Genomic DNA, 21,191 nt, shown 5'->3' on the forward strand with positions numbered 1-21,191 from the left:
GAAGCGGTCCTCGAGCGTCCCGTGCGCCTCCCGGGCGCGGCGTCCATCCCGGTGCCCGCGGGCCTGCGCGGCTTAGGATCGCTTGTGATGACACGCGACGACACCACACGCCCCCGCACCGCCGCCGAGGCGCCGGCGCCCGACGAGGCGGAGCAGACGATCGAGGAGACCGTCGAGGAGTCCCTCGACGACGCCGCGACCGTCGAGCCCGACGCGCCCGTCGACCTCCGCGCGCTCTTCGAGCAGCAGGCGCTGCCCTTCATCGACCAGCTGTACGCGGCGGGTCTGCGGATGACGAAGAACCCCGCCGACGCCCAGGACCTCGTCCAGGAGACGTTCGCGAAGGCGTTCGGTGCGTTCCGGCAGTTCGAGCAGGGCACGAACCTCAAGGCGTGGCTCTACCGGATCCTCACCAACACGTTCATCAACTCGTACCGCAAGAAGCAGCGCGAGCCCTATCAGAGCGCCATCGACGAGCTCGAGGACTGGCAGCTGGGCGGCGCGGAGTCGACGACCGCCACGTCCAGCCGCTCGGCCGAGGCCGAGGCGATCGACCACCTCCCCGACACCGCCGTCAAGGAGGCCCTGCAGGCGATCCCGGAGGACTTCCGGCTCGCCGTGTATTTCGCCGATGTCGAAGGATTCTCCTACCAGGAGATCGCGGACATCATGAAGACCCCCGTCGGGACCGTCATGAGCCGGCTGCACCGCGGCCGCCGCATGCTGCGCGAACGACTCACCGACTACGCACGCGAGCGCGGGTTCCGCGCCGCTTTCACTTCCGGGAGCACGAAATGACCGACTGCGGTTGCACCAAGGCGAAGGCGGAACTCGAGGAGTTCCTGCACAACGAGCTGTGCAAGGAGGACGCCGCCGACATCCGCGAGCACATGGCGAACTGCCCCGACTGCTCCGGTGAGGCGAAGGTCGGCGTCGTGCTGACCGTCGCGGTGCAGCGCGCGTGCAAGGAGACGGCGCCGGAGGACCTCCGCGCCCAGGTGCTCGGCATGCTGCGCGAGGCGCAGGCGTCGCACTCGACGGAGACAGTCAGCGCCTAGCTCGCGCGCTCGGGTCGACGCGCTCGCGTCCGGCCCGCGCAGGCGCCTCCGGCTCCGCTCCGGCTCGCAGGAACACGTTCGGCTCGTCAGAACCCCGGGTTCTGACGAGCCGAACGTCGTTTCACGAGCCGGGGATCACCGGGTGAGGGCCCGCGCCAGCAGGTCGGCCTGCTCGGAGGCGTGCCGCTTGGCCGAGCCCGCCGCGGGCGACGCAGCGGACGGGCGCGAGACGACCCGGATCGGCCGTCCGAGCTGCGGAGCGACCTCGAGCGCAATGAACGGCCAGGCGCCCTGGTTCTCGGGCTCGTCCTGCACCCAGACGAACTCCGCGTCCGGGTAGCGCTCGGCGATCGCACGCAGCCCCTCGATCGGCGCCGGGTAGTACTGCTCGAGGCGCACGAGGGCGATGCCGTCGTCGGGCTTCTTCTCGAGCTCGGCCTTGAGGTCGTAGTGGACCTTGCCGGCGTGCAGCAGCACGCGCTTCACGGCCGACGCGTCCTGGATGCGGGCGTCGTCGAGCACGGGCTCGAACCGGCCGGCGGTGAAGTCCTCGACCGGGCTCGACGCACCGCGCAGTCGCAGCATGGCCTTCGGGGTGAAGACGATGAGCGGTCGGCGCGGACGCGAGTACGCCTGACGGCGCAGGAGGTGGAAGTACGACGCCGGAGTCGACGGGCGGGCGACCGTCATGTTCTGCTCGGCGCACATCTGCAGGTAGCGCTCGATGCGGGCGGAGGAGTGGTCCGGGCCCTGGCCCTCGTAGCCGTGCGGCAGCAGGAGCACGAGCGACGAGCGCTGGCCCCACTTCTGCTCGGCGGAGGAGATGAACTCGTCGATGACGATCTGCGCGCCGTTGGCGAAGTCGCCGAACTGCGCCTCCCAGAGCACGAGCGAGTCGGGTCGCTCGACGGAGTACCCGTACTCGAAGGCCATCGCCGCGTACTCCGACAGCAGGGAGTCGTAGATCCAGAGCCGCGCCTGCTGCTCCGACAGGTTCATCAGCGGCAGCCACTCCTGGCCGTTGCCGCGGTCGTGCAGGACGGCGTGACGCTGCACGAAGGTGCCGCGACGGGTGTCCTGTCCGACGAGGCGCACCGGGGTGTCCTCGATCAGCAGGGAGCCCAGCGCGAGCAGCTCGCCGAACGCCCAGTCGATGGAGCCCGAGCGGCTCATCTCCTGGCGCTTCGCGAGGAGCTGCTGCAGCTTGGGGTGCACCGTGAAGCCCTCGGGCGGGTTGTTGAAGGCGTCGCCGATCAGGCGGACGACCTCCTCCTTCACGCCGGTGCTCTCGGGCTCGCCCGGGTAGTCGCCGCCCTGCTGCGCGTCCGGCAGCTCGAGGTCGGCCACGGAGTCGCCGTCCGGCGAGATCACCGGGATCGCTCCGGTCTGCGCGGCGTGCGTCTCGGCGAACGCGCGCTCGAGGCGGTCCTGGAAGTCCTGGTGCGAGCGGTCGTACTCCTCCTGGCTGATGTCGCCGCGGCCGACGAGCGCCTCGGTGTAGAGCTTGCGAACCGAGCGCTTGGCCTCGATGAGGCTGTACATCAGCGGCTGGGTCATCGAGGGGTCGTCGCCCTCGTTGTGCCCGCGGCGGCGGTAGCAGATCAGGTCGATGACCACGTCGCGGTGGAACCGCTGGCGGTACTCGAAGGCGAGCTGCCCGACGTGCACGACGGCCTCGGGGTCGTCCCCGTTCACATGGAAGATCGGTGCCTGGATGGTCTTCGCGCCGTCGGTCGAGTAGACCGAGGTCCGCGCCTCGTGGGGAGGCGTGGTGAAGCCGACCTGGTTGTTGATGTTGATGTGGATGGTGCCGCCGGTGCGGTACGCCCGCAGCTGGGACATCTGCAGGGTCTCGACGACCACGCCCTGACCCGCCATCGCCGCGTCGCCGTGGACGAGGATCGGGAGGGTGGTGAAGGTGCCGATGGGCTTGCGGTCCTGCTTGGCGCGGACGATGCCCTCGAGCACGCCGTTGACGGCCTCGAGGTGGGAGGGGTTCGCCGCCAGGTAGACGGGGATCTCCTCGCCGCCGGCACCGCGGAAGACGCCCTCGGTGCCCAGGTGGTACTTCACGTCGCCCGAGCCCTGGACGGTCTTCGGGTCCTGGGTGCCCTCGAACTCGCGGAAGATCTGACCGTAGGTCTTGCCGGCGATGTTCGTCAGTACGTTCAGGCGACCGCGGTGGGCCATGCCGATCGCGACCTCGTCGAGCTGCTCGTCGGCCGCGCCCTGCAGCACGGCGTCCAGGAGCGCGATGAGCGACTCCCCGCCCTCGAGCGAGAAGCGCTTCTGGCCGACGTACTTCGTCTGCAGGAAGGTCTCGAAGGCCTCGGCCTCGTTGAGGCGGCCGAGGATGCGCAGCTGCTCGTCGTGGCCGGGCTTCTCGTAGCCGCGCTCGAGCTTCTGCTGCATCCAGGCCCGCTGCTCCGGGTCCTGGATGTGCATGTACTCGACGCCGACGGTGCGGCAGTAGGAGTCGCGCAGGATGCCGAGGATGTCGCGCAGCTTCAGCTGGCGCTTGCCGCCGAAGCCGTCGGTCACGAACTCGCGGTCGAGGTCCCAGAAGGTGAGCCCGTGGCTCTCGATGGCGAGGTCGGGGTGCGAGCGCTGCACGTACTCGAGCGGGTCGACGTCGGCCATGAGGTGGCCGCGGACGCGGAACGAGTTGATGAGCTCCTGCACGCGCGAGGTCTTCGAGACGCGCTCGGCGAGGTCGACGGCGATGTCGGTCGACCAGTGGATCGGGTCGTAGGGGATGCGCAGCGCCGCGAAGATGTCCTCGTAGAAGCCGCGGCCGCCGAGCAGCAGCTCGTGCACGATCTTGAGGAACTCGCCGGATCCCGCGCCCTGGATGACGCGGTGGTCGTAGGTCGAGGTGAGCGTGATCGTCTTGCCGATGCCCAGCTCGATGAGCGTCTTCTCGGACGAGCCCTGGAACTCGGCCGGGTACTCCAGCGCGCCGGCGCCGATGATGCAGCCCTGGCCCTTCATCAGGCGGGGCACGGAGTGGACCGTGCCGATGCCGCCCGGGTTGGTCAGCGACAGGGTGGTCCCGGCGAAGTCGCCGGCGACGAGCTTGTTGCCGCGGGCGCGCTTGACGAGGTCCTCGTAGGCCGACAGGTAGGCGGTGAAGCTCAGGGTGTCGGCGCGCTTGATGCTCGGGACGAGCAGGGCGCGGGTGCCGTCAGGCTTGGGCATGTCGATCGCGATGCCGAGGTTGACGTGCGCCGGGGCGACCACGGAGGGCTTGCCGCCGGGCTCGTCGTAGTAGACGTTCTGGCTCGGGAAGTCCTTGAGCGCGCGGATGAGCGCCCAGCCGATCAGGTGCGTGAACGAGACCTTGCCGCCGCGGGTGCGGCGCAGGTGGTTGTTGATGACGATGCGGTTGTCGATCATCAGCTTCGCCGGGATCGTGCGGACGCTGGTCGCCGTCGGGATGGTGAGGCTGGCGTCCATGTTGGTCGCGAGGCTCTTCGCCATGCCGCGCAGCGGAGTGACGACGTCCTCCTCCTGCGCCTCCGTGTCGACGTCGGCGGGCTTGCCCACCGGTGCATCGGCCGGGATCGGAGCCTTCTTCGGCTCCTTGGACGTGGTGCGCGAGGCGGGCGCGGCGCCGGTCTGCGGCGCGGTGACGGGATGCGTCACCGTGGCACCCGCGCTGGTCGAGGGACCCGCGGCGGCCGGCTTCTCAGAGGCCGGCTTCTCAGAGGCCGGCTTCTCAGCGGCCGGCTTCTCGGCGGGAGGCTGCGGCGCGGGAGGAGCCGCCGGCGCCTTCGCCGCCAGCTGCTGACCGTAGCGCTCCAGGATCGGCCACCAGGACTCGTCCACGGAGGCCTTGTCGGCGCTGTACTGCTCGTACAGCTCCTCCACGAGCCACTCGTTGGCTCCGAAGTCCTCCGCGCCCTGGTCTGTTCCCACTCCGGTCAACTGGCTCGACACAGCCGATCGCCCACTCTCTCCGTTGATTCGTCCTCGATCATCCGGACGGGCCCGCGCATCCCTCGACGCCTGCACCACACCGCGAGAACGTCGTCCTCGCCCGTGAGCACCGGCGTCGTCGCCTGGTCCCGTCCCGGTCGTCAAGCCTAGCCCGGATCTCGGTCACCGGCCCCGCGGGCGGGCCGGAGTAGCGTTCCAGGCATGCGTTTCTCCGGCGGAACCCCTTCAGGCGATCTCACCTACTCGGACGTGTTCCTCGTCCCCGGCCGATCCTCGGTCACGAGCAGGCTCGACGTCTCGCTCGCCCCGGGCGACGGCACCGGAGCGACGATCCCTCTGGTCTCCTCCAACATGAACTCGGTGACGGGTCCGAGGCTCGCCGCGGCGCTCGCCCGGCGAGGCGGTCTGGGCGTCCTCCCGCAGGACATGCCGCTGCAGTCTCTCGACGCGGCGATCCGCTGGGTGAAGGAGCAGCCGGTGGCCTTCTCCGGCGCGCTCACCGCGGATCCCTCGACGACCGTCGAGCAGGCGCTCGCGATCCTGCCCGCCGTGGAGGGCCACGGCTTCGTGGTGCAGGACGCCGGCGGTGCGGTGCTGGGCTGCGTGCCCGCCTCGCGGCTCGCGACCGCGCTCCCCGACGCGCTGCTCGGGGACCTCGTGCACCACGCCCCGCCGTCGATCGACGCCGACGACGTCACGACCGGGCGCGCCGCCTTCGATCTCATGGTCGAGGCGGGGCTCGACTTCGCCCCGGTGCTGCACCACGGAGCCCTGGTCGGCACGCTCTCGCGCACCGGAGCGCTGCGCTCGACGATCTACGACCCGGCGCTGGACGCCGACGGCAGGCTGCGCGTCGCCGCCGCCGTCGGCATCAACGGCGACGTGGCCGCGAAGGCGCGCGCCCTCGTCGCCGCCGGTGTCGACGTCCTCGTGCTCGACACCGCCCACGGGCACCAGGAGTCGATGCTGCGGGCGCTGCGGACGGTGTCGGCACTGGATCTCGGGGTCCCGATCGCCGCGGGGAACATCGTGACCGCGGAGGCGGTGCAGGACCTCGTCGAGGCGGGCGCGTCGATCCTCAAGGTCGGCGTCGGACCCGGCGCCATGTGCACCACCCGCATGATGACCGCCGTCGGCCGGCCGCAGTTCTCGGCCGTGCTCGAGACGGCGGAGCGGGCACGCGAGCTCGGCGCGCACGTCTGGGCGGACGGGGGAGTGCGCTACCCCCGCGATGTGGCACTCGCCCTCGCGGCGGGCGCCTCCTCCGTGATGGTCGGCTCCTGGTTCGCCGGCACCATCGAGGCGCCGGGCGAGCTGCGGACGGACGCGGCCGGCCGCGTCTACAAGGAGAGCTGGGGCATGGCGTCGGCGAAGGCCGTGCAGGAGCGGTTCGGGCGGCTCGACGCGTACGAGCTCGCGCGCAAGCGCCTCTTCGCGGAGGGCATCTCGTCTTCGACGATCTACCTCGACCCCCTGCGGCCCTCGCTCGAGGATCTGCTCGACATGATCACCTCGGGCGTCCGCTCCTCCTTCACCTACGCCGGGGCGCGCAGCGTCGCCGAGTTCCACGAGCGCGCCGTGGTCGGGCTGCAGTCGGCCTCGGGCTACGAGGAGGGCAAGGCGCTGCCGGTCAGCTGGTGATCTGAGAGCCGGTGCGCCGGCCGTCAGCGGGAGTCGGGCGCCCGTCTGCTAGAACCGAGCGCATGACCATCGTCGACAACGCCGTGTACGTCGGCGGCCACCGCATCCGCAACCCGGACTCCCTCGAGGACACGTTCGAGCTGATGCGGGAGGAGCACGGCATGGCGTGGATCGGCCTGTACCGGCCGACCCGCGAGGAGGTCGAGGCCGTCGCCGAGGAGTTCGGACTGCATCCGCTCGCCGTCGAGGACGCGCTGAGCGGGCACCAGAGGGCCAAGCTCGAGCGGTACGACGACGGGCTGTTCGTGGTGCTGCGGCCGGCGCGGTACCTCGACGCCGACGAGGCGGTCGTGTTCGGCGAGCTGCACGTGTTCGTGGGCCCGGACTTCGTCGTCACGATCCGGCACGCCGACTCCCCGGACCTCGCCCGCGTGCGCCGCCGGCTCGAGGAGGACCCGGCGCTGCTGGCCCGAGGTCCGGAGGCGGTGCTGTACGCGATCCTCGATCAGGTGGTGGACGAGTACGCCCCGGTCGTCGCGGGAGTGCAGGGCGACGTGGACGAGATCGAGGACCAGCTCTTCGGAGCCGACTCGGACGACAAGCTCTCGGAGCGCATCTACCGGCTCTCGCGCGAGGTCATCCACTTCCAGCGCTCCGTGCAACCCCTGACCGCGCTGCTCCGGGCGCTCGCCGAGGAGACGCCCGCCGAGACCGCCTCGCCGGACCACGTGGAGCTGCACCGCTCGCTCCGCGACGTGCTCGACCACACGATCCGGGTCACGGAGGCCGTCGACGCCCTCCGTGCGATCCTCGACAAGGCGCTCACCGTGCACTCGACCCTGGTCTCGCGCCGGCAGACCGAGACGGGGCTCGCGCAGAACGACGTCGTGCGGAAGATCTCGTCGTGGGCGGCGATCCTGTTCGCGCCGACGCTCATCGCGGGCGTCTACGGCATGAACTTCGACGAGATGCCCGAGCTGCACTGGGAGTTCGGCTACCCGTGGGCACTCGGGCTGATGGTCGTCTTCGGCGTGGGGCTCTACGCCGTGTTCAAGGCGAAGAAGTGGCTCTGACCTGCCCTCGTGCACCCCGCGGGGCCCGGTGCTCCGGATAGACTCGACGCCACAATGGACGACCCTCCCTCTGCTCATCCGCCGTCGGACCGACCCGTCCGATCCGCGTCCCTCGAGCTCCTCGACGCCCTGATCCCCGCCGCCCCGAGCGGAGGTGCCCGCGATGGGGACTGAGTGGATCCTGCTCGGCGTCGGCCTCCTGCTCACCCTGGGCACCGGCGTCTTCGTCGCGAGCGAGTTCGCGCTCGTCAACCTCGACCGGGCCGACCTCGAGGCGCGGCGCGATCGCGGCGAGACCCGCCTCGGGATGACGATCGCGGCCCTCAAGGTCACCTCGACGCACCTCTCGAGCGCGCAGCTGGGCATCACGCTCACCACGCTGCTCACCGGCTACACGATGGAGCCGGCGCTCTCGACCCTGCTCGAGCAGCCCTTCCTGGGACTCGGAGTGCCGGAGGCGGCGGTCGCGCCGATCGCGACGGTCGTGGCCATCGTGATCGCCACCCTGCTGTCGATGATCCTCGGCGAGCTCGTGCCCAAGAACTTCGCCCTGGCCCTGCCGCGGGCGACGGCGAAGCTCGTCGTCCCGCTGCAGACCGCGTTCACCACCGTCTTCCGCCCCGCCGTGGCGCTGCTGAATGGCAGCGCCAACGCGCTGCTGCGCCTCGTGGGCATCGAGCCCAAGGAGGAGCTGTCGGGCGCGCGCAGCGCCGAGGAGCTCTCGAGCCTCGTCCGCCACTCCGCCAGCGCCGGCCTCCTCGAGGAGGACACGGCAGACCTGCTCGGGCGCACGCTCCGCTTCTCGGCGCTCAGCGCGGGCGACGTCATGACGCCGCGCCTGCGCCTCTCGACGGTCGAGCGCTCCAGCACGGCGCAGGACGTGCTCGACCTCGCCCGGACGACCGGGCTGTCGCGCTTCCCGATCACGGACGACGACATCGACGACATCGTCGGCGTCGTCCACGTGAAGCAGGCCGTGGCGGTGCCGCGCGGCAAGCGGTCCGAGGTGCCGGTGACGGCGCTGCGCTCCGAACCGCTCCGGGTCCCCGAGACGATGAAGCTCGACGTGCTCCTGACCGAGCTGCGGGGCCGCGGCTTCCAGCTCGCCGTCGTCGTCGACGAGTACGGAGGAACGGCCGGCGTCGCCACGCTCGAGGACCTCGTCGAGGAGCTCGTCGGCGAGGTCGCGGACGAGCACGACCGCTCCCGCCCCGACGTCGTCAAGCTTCCCGGCTCCACGACCTTCCCCGGCATGCTCCGCCCCGACGAGGTCCGCGACCGCGTCGGCGTGCACATCCCGGAGGAGGGCCCCTACGAGACCGTCGCCGGCTTCGTCATGAGCGAGCTCGGCCGGCTCCCCGCCGCCGGAGACGAGGTGGCCGTCGACGGAGGATCCCTCCGCGTCGAGCGCCTCGACGGCCGTCGCATCGACCGCATCCGCTTCACCCCCGACCCCGAGGCCGAGCCGGACACGCTGCCGGACCCCCTGGCCGACGCGGGCAGACCCCACCGATCGCGCAAGGAGGCCGGCGATGAGTGACTGGGCCGGAATCGCGTGGCTCGTGGTGCTGCTGGCCGCGAACGCCTTCTTCGTCGGAGCCGAGTTCGCGGTCATCTCCGCGCGCCGCTCCCAGATCGAGCCCCTCGCCGAGAGCGGTCGCCGGAGCGCCATCACCGCGCTCGCCGCGATGGAGCACGCCACGCTCATGCTGGCGACCACCCAGCTGGGCATCACCGTCTGCTCGCTGCTGATCCTCAACGTGTCCGAGCCGGCGATCCACCACCTGCTCGAGATCCCCCTGCACGCCGTCGGCCTGCCGGAGGAGCTGACCGGCACCGTCGCGTTCGTCATCACCCTGCTGATCGTGTCGTTCCTGCACGTCGTGCTCGGCGAGATGGTGCCCAAGAACATCTCGTTCTCGATGCCCGACAAGGCGGTGCTGCTCCTCGCGCCCCCGCTCGTCGCCATCGCCCGGGTGATCCGCCCCCTGATCGTCGCCCTCAACGCGATCTCGAACGGCGTGCTGCGGCTCTTCCGGGTCGAGCCCAAGGACGAGGCGAACAGCACCTTCACCCTCGAGGAGGTGCAGACCATCGTCGACCAGTCCACCCGCGAGGGCACGCTGCGCGATTCCAGCACCCTCCTCGCCGCGTTCGAGTTCACCGAGAAGAAGGTGCACGACGTCGCGCTCCCGCTCGACGGGATCGTCAGCCTCCCGGCCGGAGCCACCCCGGCCGACGTCGAGCGCGCCGTCGCCAAGCACGGCTTCTCACGCTACGTCGTCCTCGGCACCGACGGAGCGCCCGAGGGCTACATCCACCTCAAGGACGTCCTCGACCTCGACGGGGACACCGAGGGAGCGAAATTCCGCCTGCCCATCCCGGCCAAGCGGATCCGCCAGCTCGCCTCCATCTTCGAAGCCACCGACCTCGAGGACGCCCTCGCCATCATGCGCCGCACCGGAGCGCACCTCGCGCGGTCCTTCGACGAGCAGGGGACGGCCACAGGAGTGCTGTTCCTGGAGGACATCATCGAGGAGCTGGTCGGCGAAGTAGACGACGCCACCCGCCGCTAGTCGCGGGGCGTGGGCGGCGCGCTCGCGGCGTTGTCGTCAGTCGCGATACCGCCGGTATCGCTCCTTCCTCCGCCTTGCGATCGCACCACCCACGCCCCGCGGAGAACTCCGGTGAGGCGAGGGGCCGTGCACTGCGCGCACGAGCCGGAGTTGGGCCGTGCGCTGCGCGCACGAGCCGGAGTGGGGCCGTGCGCTGCGCGCACGAGCCGGGGAGTGTGCCGTGCGCGGGGCGCACGAGCGCGGACGAGGCGTGCTGGCGGGGCTGCCGGGGGCGGGAGGGGGCGACCTAGGGTGGGGGGATGAGTGCGAGTCGGGAGTTCGGGGCGGCGGAGGCGGCGGGGGTGCTGCGGCGGCCGCGGGCGGAGGACGACAAGTACAGCAGGGGGGTGCTGGGGGTCGCGACCGGGTCCGAGAGGTATCCGGGGGCGGCGGTGCTCGGGGTGGAGGCGGCCGTCCGGACGGGGGTCGGCATGGTGCGGTACCTGGGGGCGGAGCGGCCCTCCGGGCTCGTGCTCGCACGGCGGCCCGAGGTGGTCACCTCGGTCGGACGGGTGCAGGCCTGGCTGGTCGGGTCGGGCACCAGCGCCGACGACCGGTCCGAGCAGGAGCGGCGCGTGCTGCTCGACCAGCTGCACTCGGGGGTGCCGGTCGTGCTCGACGCGGGCGCGCTGGACCTGGTCGACGAGGTCGCCGGACCGGTGATCATCACTCCGCACTTCCGCGAGCTCTCCGGGATGCTCCAGCGGGCCGGAGTCGACGTCGACGCCGCGACGATCGCCGCGGATCCGGGGCACTGGGCGCGCCGCGCCGCCGAGCGGTTCGGGGTCTGCGTACTGCTGAAGGGCAGCACGACGCACGTGGTCTCGGGCGACGTCGCGCTCGAGGTGAGCGGATCCACTCCCTGGCTCGCGACGGCCGGCAGCGGCGACGTCCTCGGCGGAGTGCTGGGCGCACTGCTCGCAGGACGCTCGGCCGATGCCGAGGCGAGAGGGGCGGCCCTCAGCGACCGCGAGCTCGCCTCCACCGCAGCGGCCGCGGCCGTCCTGCACGCCCGAGCGGGCGGCAGCGCATCGGGAGGAGGGCCGATCGCGGCCCTCGACATCGCCGAGCACCTCCCGCGCGTCGTCGCGAGCCTCCTGAAGTGACGCGCCGGGCTGTCCCCGCGAGAAGGACAGCCGGGCAATGATCCGGACGGCTGAACCGATCCCGCCGCCCCGTCGTTGTCCCGGGAGAAGCGCGCGACGCGGCCGCATCACCGCAGCCCCACGGCCGCTTCATCGGATCCCCACACGTCCCGCCCCTAAGGTCGGGACCCACAGCCGCGTCCGCACCCCACTCAGGAGAACAGACATGACCGCGAAGACCACGACTCCCGTCCGCTACGCCCTCACCCTCCTGGCCGGAGCGGGCACGCTCGCCGCCCTCGCCGCCTGCTCCAGCACGGCCACCGCCGGCACCGACTCCGCCGAGGAGACGACCGGCTCGAGCTCGGCCGCGGCCGAGCCCACCACAGCCTCGACCGAGGCGGCGACCGGCGACGCGGCGACGAGCGACAGCGCCTACGCCGACGGCACCTACGACGCCGAGGGCGCCTACACCTCGCCCGGCGGGAACGAGACCGTCGGAGTCGAGCTGACGCTCGAGGGCGGCGTCGTCACGGCCGTCGCCGTCACCCCGCAGTCCGAGAACCCGACCGGCGAGCAGTACCAGGAGCGCTTCGCGAGCGGCATCGCCGGCGAGGTCGTGGGCGTGCCCCTCGACGAGCTCGACGTGAGCGTCGTCTCGGGCTCCTCGCTCACCTCCGGCGGCTTCAACGACGCCGTGGAGACGATCAAGGCCGATGCCGCGGCCTGACGACCGGCACGTGCTCGAGCACGTCTGGCGGTTCGACGCGATCGGCACCGTCTGGCGCATCGACTCCGGTGACGCGCTCGACGCGGGCGTGCGCGCTCGTGTCGACGCGGTCGTCGACCGGTACGACCGCACCTGGTCGCGCTTCCGGGCCGACTCCGAAGCGGCGCGCCTGCGCGCCGAGCCGGGGGAGCACGTCTTCCCCGAGGAGGCGGAGGAGCTCTTCGCCCTCTACGACGACCTGCACGAGCTGACGGGCGGAGCGGTGAGCCCCTTCGTGGGCGACGCGCTCGAGCAGCTGGGCTACGACGCCGATTACACGCTCGTGCCCCGCGGCCCCGTCGCCGCTGCGCCGTCGTGGCCCGACGCCCGCGCACGCGGTGGACGCGGCCTCGACACGGCGGCTCCCGTCGTGCTCGACGTCGGAGCGGCGGGCAAGGGCCACCTCGTGGACCTGGTCCTCGACGAGCTGGCCGGGGCCGGTGTCGAGCACTCGGTCGTCGACGCCGGAGGCGATCTCCGCGCCCGCGCGGCCGGCCCGTTCCGCGTCGCGCTCGAGCACCCCTACGATCCCGCTCGCGCGATCGGCGTCGCCGTTCCCCTCGAGCGCGCGCTGTGCGCCTCCGCCAGCAACCGCCGCGCCTGGGGCGACGGCCTGCACCACGTGCTCGACGGACGCACCGGCCGGCCGGTGGACACCGTCGTGGCCACCTGGGCCGTCGCCGACTCCGCCCTGCTCGCCGACGGCCTCGCCACCGCCCTCTTCGTCGCTGCGCCCGAGACGCTCGCCGAGCGCTTCGACTTCGAGTTCGTCCGCGTCTTCAGCGACGGCACCCTCCACCACTCGCCCCGCTTCCCCGGAGAGGTCTTCCGATGATCGGCACCCTCGATCGCGCCCTCGGGCGCATCACCATGTACCGCCTCGTCTGGATGACGCTCGCCGCGCTCCTCCTGGTGGCCCTCGCCTACTCCGCGGCCGGTCGCATCTTCTTCACGCCGCTCGAGATCGCCGCGACGGCGGTGGTGGCCGTGGTCTCGACGACGGCCGCGACCTGGCTGATCGCACGGGCGGTGCGCTCGCCGGCGCACCTCGAGTCCTCGCTGGTCACCGGCCTCCTCATCGCGTTCCTCCTCTTCCCGACCGCGGAGCCGAGAGCGCTGCTCGTCGTCGCGCTGGTCGGCGCGATCGCCGCGGCGTCGAAGTACGTCCTCGCCTGGCGCGGCCGCCATCTCTTCAACCCGGCCGCCGTGGCCGTCCTCCTCGTCGCCCTCGCGGCGGGTCTGCTCGAGGGCACTCCGCTGGACGGCTCGCTCACGGCCGCCGCCTGGGTGCTGCCGACCGGCGCGCTCTGGCCCTGGGTGCTGGTGGCGGCGCTCGTGATCGTGGCGCGGGTGCGGCGCTGGGCGATCTTCCTCGTGTTCGTGCTGGTCGCGGGTGCCGTCTCGATCACGCAGTCGGTCCTCGGCGGGCAGGAGCCGACTGCGGCCGCGCTCTCCGTCCTCACCGCCTACCCGTTCGTCTTCGCCGCCGCCTTCATGCTCACGGAGCCGCTGACGCTCGCGCCGCGCCGTTCCCAGCAGCTCGTCGTCGCCGTCGTCGCGGCGCTGATCACGAGCGTCCCGTTCCACCTCGGGATCCTCTACTCGAGCCCGGAGCTCGGACTCGTCGTCGGCAACGCGCTCGCGTTCGCCTTCGCGCACCGCCAGCGCCGACGGCTGCCGCTCGAGCTGCGCTCGGCGGAGACGATCGCGCCGGGCATCACGGAGTACCGGTTCCACTCGCGCACACCGCTGCACTTCGAGGCGGGCCAGTGGCTCGAGCTCGATCTGCCGCACCGCTCCGATGCGCGGGGGAGCCGGCGCACCTTCTCGCTCGCCTCCGCCCCCGGCGACGCCGAACTGGCGATCGCGATGCGGGTGCCCGAGAAGGCGAGCAGCTTCAAGCGCGCCCTCGCGTCCCTCGAGCCCGGGGCGGTCGTCCGCGCCACGGGTGTCGGCGGGGACTTCGTGCTGCCGGCCGATTCCGCCGTTCCCCTCCTCCTCGTCGCCGGAGGCATCGGGATCACCCCGTTCGCCGCGCAGCTCCGCGCGCTCGCCGCCGGACCGCCGCGCGACGTCGTGGTCGTCTACGCGGCCCCGCGGATCGAGGACGTCGCGTACCGCGAGCTGCTCGAGGAGTCGGGCGCACGGGTCGTGCTCGTCGCACCGACCGCTCCGGACCTGCTGCCCGAGGGCTGGACCCACGTGTCGGGACGCCTCACCGCCGAGTCCCTCGCGGCTCTGGTGCCGGACGCCCCGCGCCGCACCGGTTTCGTCTCGGGCTCTCCGCTGTTCGTCGACTCCGTCCGCGCTGCCCTGCGCGGCGCCGGCGCGAAGCGCATCCGCACCGACGCGTTCGCCGGGTACTGAGGATCGGCCGTCGGTCGGTGCCTGCCAGGATGCCGTTCGACGCCCGCTCTATGATGACGCCGTGACGACCCCAGGACCCCGCGCGACCGCCCGCCCGACCGCCTGGCTGCGCGAGAACCGCGACTCCGCCACGGTGCTCTGGGGCGCCTTCGCCCTCGTGCACGTCGTCCTCTCGGTGCTGGCGCTCTTCGCGCCGGGCCTGCCGATGGGCGACGTCAGCATCGTCTACAAGCAGTGGATGCAGACGGCCGTCGACGGCGGCGGCATCGCCGGGATCGACACCGGCTGGGTGTACCCGATCCTCGCCTGGGCGCCGATCGCGGCCGCATGGCTGCTCGGCGCCGCCGGGTACGACCTGGTGTGGCTGATGCTGGTGGCGCTGGCCGACGCGGCGGCCTTCGCCGTCCTCGTCCACGGTCGGCGTCCCGCGCGGCTGGCCGCCGCGCGCTGGTGGCTCCTCTTCCTCGTGCTGCTGGGCCCGATCGCTGTCGGGCGGATCGACGCGTTCACGGCACCTCCCGCGATCGCCGGGATGCTGTGGGCCGCCACCCGGCCCGGAGTCTCCGCCCTGCTGCTCACGATCGCCACCTGGGTGAAGGTCTGGCCGGCGGCGATCCTCGCGGCCGCCGTCCTCGTGCTGCGCGGTCGGGTGCGCCGGATCCTCGTGCCCGCCGCGGCGTCCGCGGTGATCGTCGCCGCCGTCGTCCTCGCGGGAGGAGGGGACCACGTCTTCAGCTTCGTCTCCGATCAGACGACGCGGGGGCTCCAGATCGAGGCGGTGGTGAGCACCCCGTGGATGTGGCTCTCGGTGATCCCGGGGTCGGGGAGCTACGTCTGGTACGCGGCTGACATCAACACCTTCGAGATGCACGGGCCCTCGACCGGTGCCGCCGCCGACCTGATGACGCCGCTGCTCGCCGTGTGCATGCTCGCCGTCGCACTGCTGGGGCTGCGTGCGCTGCGGTCCGGCGCCTCGGCCGTGCGCCTGTTCCCGCTCCTCGCGCTCGCGTTCGTCGTCGTGTTCATCGACGTGAACAAGGTGCTCTCGCCGCAGTACGTCGTCTGGCTGGCCCCGCCCGTGATCGCGGGCCTGGTCGTCAGCCGCGACGCCTTCCGGACGGGTGCCCGGCTGACGCTCATGATCGCCGCGCTCACCCAGCTCGTCTATCCGTACCTCTACCTCTTCCTGCTCTACTCGCACTGGTGGATGGTGCTCGTGCTCACCGCGCGCAACGTCCTGCTGCTGGTCCTGCTGGGCTGGGTCGTCCGTGAGCTGTGGCGCTCGGGGACCCGCGTCACCGACGGAGCGCTGCAGTCCGGGATCGTGCGGAAGACGGCTGTCGCCCGCTGAGTCCGCACGGCTCGTAGGCTCGGGGACGAGCGGTCGACTCGCGGCCGCACAGCAGGAGGTCCCCATGCTCGTCGCGTTCTCGGTCGCTCCCTCCGGTGGCGAAGGCCCCGACGCCTCCGTCCACGACGCGGTCGCCGCCGCTGTCCGCATCGTCCGCGACTCCGGACTGCCCCATCGCACGACCTCGATGTTCACCGAGATCGAGGGCGAGTGGGACGAGGTGTTCGACGTGATCAAGCGGGCGACGGAGGCTGTCGGCGCGTACGGCTCGCGGGTCTCGCTCGTCCTGAAGGCCGACATCCGCCCCGGCTACTCGGGCGAGATCGACGCGAAGATCGAGCGACTCGACCGCGCGCTCGGCGAGTGAGTCGAGCGGGAGAGCGCTCCCGCTCGAATCGTTTCGATCGACTCCGGATTCCGCGTACCCTGGTGCGGTGACTCTCTCGCCCGGACGGACCCGCCTCGCCCTGCTCGCCCTTGCGATGGGCGGTTTCGGCATCGGATCGACCGAGTTCGTCGCGATGGGCCTGCTCCCGCAGCTCGCCGCCGACCTGCTCCCCGGCGTCTGGGCGACCGACACCGAGTTGGCCAACTCGCAGGCCGGGATGCTCATCTCGGCGTACGCCCTCGGAGTCGTCGTCGGGGCCCCCACGATCGCCGCCGCGGCCGCCCGCTGGCCGCGCAAGCGCCTGCTCCTGGGCCTGCTGGTCGCGTTCACGCTCGGTACCGTCGCCTCGGCCCTCCTGCCGACGTTCGAGCTCGTGCTCGTCGCCCGCTTCGTCGCCGCGCTGCCGCACGGCGCCTACTTCGGCATCGCGTCGCTCGTCGCCGCCGATCTCATGGGTCCCGGCAGCCGCGGCAAGGGCGTCGCCTTCGTCCTCTCGGGGCTGACGATCGCGAACGTCGTCGGAGTCCCCGCGATCACCTGGATCGGGCAGAACGCCGGCTGGCGCACCGCGTACCTCGTCGTCGCCGCGATCTTCGCCGCGACGGTCGTCGCCGTCCAGCTGCTCGTGCCGCACCAACCGGGCGATCCCCGCGCGACCATGCGGAACGAGCTCAAGGCGTTCGGGCGACTGCAGGTCTGGTGGACGCTCGCGATCGGTGCCATCGGCTTCGGCGGCCTCTTCGCGATGTACAGCTACATCACTCCGCTGTCGACCGAGATCACCGGACTCCCGCTCGGTGCGGTGCCGTGGGTGCTCGTCGTGATCGGCCTCGGTATGACCGTCGGCAACCTCGTCGGCGGCTGGGCGGCCGATCGGAACGTGACGCGCGCCTTGATCGTGCTGTTCGTCGGAGTGGCCTTCTCGCTCATCGGCTTGGCGCTGACGGCCACGACGGCGGTCGGCCTGCTCGTCTTCGGGTTCCTCGCCGCGGGCTTCTCGGCGGGCGCCTCGCCCGCGATCCAGACCCGGCTGATGGACGTCGCCCGCGACAGCCAGACGATCGCCGCGGCCCTCAACCACTCGGCGCTGAACATCGGCAACTCGGTCGGCGCCGCGCTGGGCGGAGTCGCGATCGCCGCCGGCTTCGGCTACCTCTCGCCGATCTGGGTCGGCGTCGTGCTCACTGTCGCCGGAATCCTGCTCGCGATCGGCAGCCTCGCCCTCGACCGCGCGCGCGGCACCGTGCACACCGGCCCCCGCGAGCCCGCCGCCCCCGGCACCGGCAGCGTCCCGATCAACGCCCTGTAGGGGGGCCTGCGTCAGCCGGTCCCGGCGCTGGACGGCCCGACCCGGGAGGACGCGGGTCTCGATACGCCGCCCTGCGGCCGGCTACTCGACCAGCAGGGGAGAGGCAGGGCCCGATCCGGGCGGCACACTCTGCGGAACGCTCCACGTCGCTAGCCTGACCGCGGCCGGCGGGCGGGGACCATTGGGTCCCTGAGACCGGAGGAGCCCCGCGACCGGAATCCGCGTGTCAGCGGATTCCGGCAGGGCGTCGCGAGACGCTCTGCGGAACGAACACCGTCGCACAGCCGACTGCGGCTCGGCGGGCGGCGACCACCGGGCCGGTGAGCGCATCGCGTGAGCCCCGCGACCGGAATCCGCGTGCCAGCGGATTCCGGCAGGGCGCCGCAGGACGCTCTGCGGAACGCTCCACGTCGCGAAGCCGACCGCGGCCCGGCGGGCGGGGACCGCCGGGCCAAACGACTCAGTCCGTCTCGATCAGGATCCCGTCGTGGATGGCGCGCTTGCGCAGAGCCACCTTCGTGCCGACGTCGATGCCGACCACGCGGTACTTCTCGCGGATGCGCTTGAGGTACGACTTGGCCGTCTCCTCCGAGATGCCCAGCTCGAACGCCACCGACTTCACGGGCTCGCCTCCGCCGTAGAGCGCCATCACGCGGCGCTCCTGGGCGCTCAGCTTCGGGGCGCCGTCGGAGTCGCCGGTCGACAGGGCCATGTCGAGCTCGTGCGAGATGTAGGAGTGGCCGTCCTTGGCCGCGCGGATCGCCTCGACGATCATGTCGGCGTCCTCGGTCTTCACGAGGTAGCCGAGCGCACCCGAAGCGAGCGCCTCGCGGACGACGGCCGGCTCGGAGTAGGTGCTCATCAGCACCGTCTTCACGCCGGTGGTCTTCAGGGTGGAGAGCTTCACCGAGATCGGGATGTTGTCCTTGAGGTCGAGGTCGAGCAGCACCACGTCGATGGGGAACTCGGGGTGGGTGAGGAGCTCGGGCCAGGAGGCGACGGCGGCGACGAGCTGGATGTCGGAGGCGGCGCCCCGGATCCACTCCGTGAGGGCGCCGAGGAGCATCTTGTGGTCGTCGACGACGGCGAGGGTGATCTTCGGCTCGGCGGTGTGTGTCATCGGGGGTCCTTCGGCTGTTCGTGGCGGAGGCGGGTGGGCGGTGTCCCGGGTCGTCCCGTCATCGGTCGACGGGGTTCTCGACCAGGCAGTCGATCTCGATCCGCAGTTCGCCGCCGCGGGACGGGGTGCGCGAGGCGCCCACCTGAGCGATAGCCTCCCACGTCGCAGGATCGACTCCGCGCAGTGGCACGCCCTCGCAGCGGAGCAGGATCGGGACGAGGAGGGTGCGTGCGGGGGCTCCCGGGCCGGGTTCACGCGGTGCTCCGGCGTGCACGTGGAGTGCCGTTGGCGTGCCGACCGCTCCGTCGAGGATCAGCCAGATGGCCGAGAGGAGGCCGTCGCGCTGAGCCTGGCCGAGCAGTCCGGCGGTGCCGTCGGGGTCCTCGAGGTGGACGAGGGGGGCGAGGAACTCCGACTCGAGGATCGCGTGGTGCAGCCAGGTCTCGCGGCGCCCCTCGATGAGGTGGAGTCGCAGCTGGGTGGCGAGCGAGGCGGCGCGGGCGGCTCGGGTGGAGTCGAGGGGGAGCGGAGTGGTCGCGTCGCCGACCTCGGCCAGCAGCTGCTCCGCGGCGAGGTCGAGCCGCGCGAGCTCCTCGGACGCGAGCATCCCGACCGCGTAGCGCGGGCCCGTCGTGGTGCTCTGCACGAGCGCCCGGTCGATCTCGAGCTGCACCATGCGGCGGAAGCCGCGCATCATCACGACCACCACGACGGCCGGGGTCGCGGTCAGCACGAGCGCGCAGACCCGGACCGAGATCGCGGCCGCGCCGTCCGACGCCATCGCCGCGAACGCGAGCAGCTCGGCGGCGGTGATGATCAGCGCCACGACGATGATCTCGACTCCTCGGCGGTGCACGATCAGCGCCGCGTGCGCGACGGCGGCGCCCACCGCGGCGGTCGGCGCGGCTCCGGCACCCGGCGCACCTGCGACGGCGATCAGATCGAGGACGACCGTGGTCGCGGCTCCCGCGAGGAAGGCGGCGTACGCCCACGACGGGAGGCTCTGGCCGGAGAGGCGGATCGCGAGGACCGTCGCTCCGAACGTCGCGAGCAGCAGCAGCCAGGCCGCGACGACGAGGCCGGCGTCGTCGTAGTCGTCGAGAGTGGTGAGGAAGACGAGCAGCTCGTACACCATGATCGCGAGCGCGATGCCGGTCAGGCCGCTCCCGAGGTAGCTCGTGCCGAGCCCCTCGTGCTGCCGCTTGGCGGACGAGGCCGCTCGCGAGGGCCGCCCTCGGCGCGAGGGCGCCCCGCGGAGCAGCGGAGCGACCGGCTCGGTCATTTCGGCACCTCCAGGACGACGGTCGTGCCGGCTCCCGGCGCACTGAAGAGCCGGGTCCGCCCGCCGACGTCCGCGAGGCGGGCGACGACCGACTCCTTGAAGCCGAGCTTCGCCGCGGGGACGGTGTCGATGTCGAAGCCGACGCCCGCGTCGGTCACCATCGCGCGCACCGTCCCGTCGTCCTCCGTGATCGTGACGTCGGCCGAGTTGACCCCGGAGTGGCGGCGGACGTTCTCGAGGCACTCCGCGAGGGCCATCAGGAAGGAGTCGAGAGCGGCGCCGCTGAGCACGATCTGGCCGGAGCCGTGCCAGATGACGTCCAGGCCCATCCGGCCGAAGCGCTTCTTGACGCTCTCGAGCGTGTTCGCCGCGGGAGCGCTGGTCACGCTGGTGAGCTGGTAGGAGCCCGACGCGCTCGGGGTGGGCGTGGCTCCCAGGCGGAGTTGGCGCAGGAGGTGCGCGTCCTCGGCGGCCTGCTGGCGGAGCGCTTCGACCGAGACTCCGACGCCGGAGTGGGCGAGCAGGGTCAGCGTCGCGAGGACGGTGTCGTGCAGCAGCCGCGCGCCCTGGCGGCGCTGCGCCTCCGTCTCGCTGGCCTGCCGCTCGACGCGGTGCGCGTTGCCGATGCTGTCGATCCGACGGACGACCCGGGGCACCGCGGTGCTGATCCAGAGCGCGAGGGCGCACAGGCAGCCCCAGGGCAGCAGGCTCAGCAGCAGGGCGTTGAGGGTCATGGCGCTGCTCGCGATCAGGATCGACGGGATCAGGCTGGCGACCATCACGGGCAGCAGGAGCAGTGCCCGCCGCGTCGACGTGGTGACGACGACGGCGACCGTACTGGTGACCGCATTCGCCGTGCTGACGAGGACGAAGGCGGCGAAATCGGGGGAGTCCGCGAGATCGAGGGCGAGCCCGGCGCTGAGCAGCAGGCCGCCCGCTCCGCTCGCGATCAGCCACAGCCGCCCGCCGCTGCGGCCGAGCTGGACGTGCACGGCGGCGAGACCCAGCAGGAGGGCCACCGCGGCCGGAACCGCGATCGGACCGAGCGTGCCGGGCACGAGGACCAGCGCGAGAGCGGCGGTGTCCGTCAGCAGGCCCACGGCCCGCGCGGACTGGCGCAGGAGGCGGTCGCGCTCCCGCGCGCTGCGGATCATCGGCACCGGGCTGCTCCCTCGGGTCTCCGGGGGGAAGCCC

General features: G+C 72.1%; 17 protein-coding genes. 13 read left to right on the plus strand and 4 right to left on the minus strand.

Features of this window, described 5'->3' with window-relative positions; all coding sequences use genetic code 11:
- Positions 1-87 precede the first annotated feature (87 nt).
- Together ASF48_RS06675 and ASF48_RS06680 are read left to right on the plus strand one after the other, a co-directional pair.
- Positions 88-798, plus strand: coding sequence for a sigma-70 family RNA polymerase sigma factor (locus tag ASF48_RS06675; protein WP_082481029.1), 711 nt, complete (start codon positions 88-90; stop codon positions 796-798).
- Positions 795-1,058, plus strand: a complete 264-nt coding sequence (locus ASF48_RS06680; protein ID WP_055788251.1) for a zf-HC2 domain-containing protein — start codon at positions 795-797, stop codon at positions 1,056-1,058. Before ASF48_RS06675 ends, ASF48_RS06680 begins: the two co-directional genes overlap by 4 nt.
- A 135-nt stretch (positions 1,059-1,193) precedes the next feature.
- Here ASF48_RS06680 and ASF48_RS06685 read toward each other — a convergent pair whose 3' ends face one another.
- Entirely contained in the window at positions 1,194-4,997 is a 3,804-nt protein-coding gene (locus tag ASF48_RS06685) for a multifunctional oxoglutarate decarboxylase/oxoglutarate dehydrogenase thiamine pyrophosphate-binding subunit/dihydrolipoyllysine-residue succinyltransferase subunit (protein WP_082481030.1), read from the minus strand.
- Between the two features lie 201 nt (positions 4,998-5,198).
- Here ASF48_RS06685 and ASF48_RS06690 point away from each other — a divergent pair, with 201 nt between their 5' ends.
- The 11 genes from ASF48_RS06690 to ASF48_RS06740 all read left to right on the plus strand — a co-directional run bounded on the left by ASF48_RS06690 (position 5,199) and on the right by ASF48_RS06740 (position 17,595).
- Positions 5,199-6,638, plus strand: coding sequence for a GuaB1 family IMP dehydrogenase-related protein (locus ASF48_RS06690; protein ID WP_055788254.1), 1,440 nt, complete (start codon positions 5,199-5,201; stop codon positions 6,636-6,638).
- 62 nt (positions 6,639-6,700) lie between these two features.
- Complete coding sequence (gene corA / locus ASF48_RS06695) at positions 6,701-7,711, plus strand: magnesium/cobalt transporter CorA (RefSeq protein ID WP_055788258.1); 1,011 nt, start codon at positions 6,701-6,703, stop codon at positions 7,709-7,711.
- 163 nt (positions 7,712-7,874) lie between these two features.
- The gene (locus ASF48_RS06700; RefSeq protein ID WP_082481032.1) at positions 7,875-9,251 is read left to right on the plus strand and encodes a hemolysin family protein; all 1,377 of its coding nucleotides are present in this window, start codon (positions 7,875-7,877) and stop codon (positions 9,249-9,251) included.
- The gene (locus ASF48_RS06705) at positions 9,244-10,287 is read left to right on the plus strand and encodes a hemolysin family protein (RefSeq protein WP_055788261.1); all 1,044 of its coding nucleotides are present in this window, start codon (positions 9,244-9,246) and stop codon (positions 10,285-10,287) included. The genes ASF48_RS06700 and ASF48_RS06705 overlap by 8 nt, the downstream gene beginning before the upstream one ends.
- Positions 10,288-10,586: 299 nt before the next feature.
- Complete coding sequence (locus tag ASF48_RS06710; RefSeq protein WP_055788264.1) at positions 10,587-11,432, plus strand: ADP-dependent NAD(P)H-hydrate dehydratase; 846 nt, start codon at positions 10,587-10,589, stop codon at positions 11,430-11,432.
- Positions 11,433-11,637: 205 nt separating this feature from the next.
- Positions 11,638-12,141, plus strand: coding sequence for an FMN-binding protein (locus ASF48_RS06715; RefSeq protein ID WP_055788267.1), 504 nt, complete (start codon positions 11,638-11,640; stop codon positions 12,139-12,141).
- Positions 12,128-13,015 (plus strand): FAD:protein FMN transferase, encoded by an 888-nt coding sequence (locus ASF48_RS06720; protein WP_055788270.1) that lies wholly within the window; start codon positions 12,128-12,130, stop codon positions 13,013-13,015. Before ASF48_RS06715 ends, ASF48_RS06720 begins: the two co-directional genes overlap by 14 nt.
- Positions 13,012-14,547, plus strand: coding sequence for an FAD-dependent oxidoreductase (locus ASF48_RS06725; protein ID WP_055788273.1), 1,536 nt, complete (start codon positions 13,012-13,014; stop codon positions 14,545-14,547). The genes ASF48_RS06720 and ASF48_RS06725 overlap by 4 nt, the downstream gene beginning before the upstream one ends.
- 61 nt (positions 14,548-14,608) lie before the next feature.
- Positions 14,609-15,898 (plus strand): glycosyltransferase 87 family protein, encoded by a 1,290-nt coding sequence (locus ASF48_RS06730; RefSeq protein ID WP_055788276.1) that lies wholly within the window; start codon positions 14,609-14,611, stop codon positions 15,896-15,898.
- A 64-nt stretch (positions 15,899-15,962) separates the two neighbouring features.
- Entirely contained in the window at positions 15,963-16,265 is a 303-nt protein-coding gene (locus ASF48_RS06735) for a thiamine-binding protein (RefSeq protein WP_055788280.1), read from the plus strand.
- Positions 16,266-16,380: 115 nt separating this feature from the next.
- On the plus strand, positions 16,381-17,595 hold the full coding sequence (locus ASF48_RS06740) for an MFS transporter (protein ID WP_055789083.1): 1,215 nt from the start codon (positions 16,381-16,383) through the stop codon (positions 17,593-17,595).
- Positions 17,596-18,055: 460 nt separating this feature from the next.
- Here the strand turns inward: ASF48_RS06740 and ASF48_RS06745 are convergent, their stop codons facing one another.
- From ASF48_RS06745 to ASF48_RS06755, 3 genes are read right to left on the minus strand one after another with little or no spacing between them, the layout of a single operon-like run.
- A complete protein-coding gene (locus tag ASF48_RS06745) occupies positions 18,056-18,715 on the minus strand; it encodes a response regulator transcription factor (protein ID WP_055788283.1) in 660 nt (219 codons plus the stop codon).
- Positions 18,716-18,773: 58 nt separating this feature from the next.
- On the minus strand, positions 18,774-19,997 hold the full coding sequence (locus tag ASF48_RS06750; RefSeq protein ID WP_055788287.1) for a hypothetical protein: 1,224 nt from the start codon (positions 19,995-19,997) through the stop codon (positions 18,774-18,776).
- The gene (locus ASF48_RS06755; protein ID WP_055788291.1) at positions 19,994-21,151 is read right to left on the minus strand and encodes a sensor histidine kinase; all 1,158 of its coding nucleotides are present in this window, start codon (positions 21,149-21,151) and stop codon (positions 19,994-19,996) included. The genes ASF48_RS06750 and ASF48_RS06755 overlap by 4 nt, the downstream gene beginning before the upstream one ends.
- Positions 21,152-21,191 lie beyond the last annotated feature (40 nt).

The organism is Rathayibacter sp. Leaf299 (assembly GCF_001423055.1).
GTDB lineage: Bacteria > Actinomycetota > Actinomycetes > Actinomycetales > Microbacteriaceae > Rathayibacter > Rathayibacter caricis.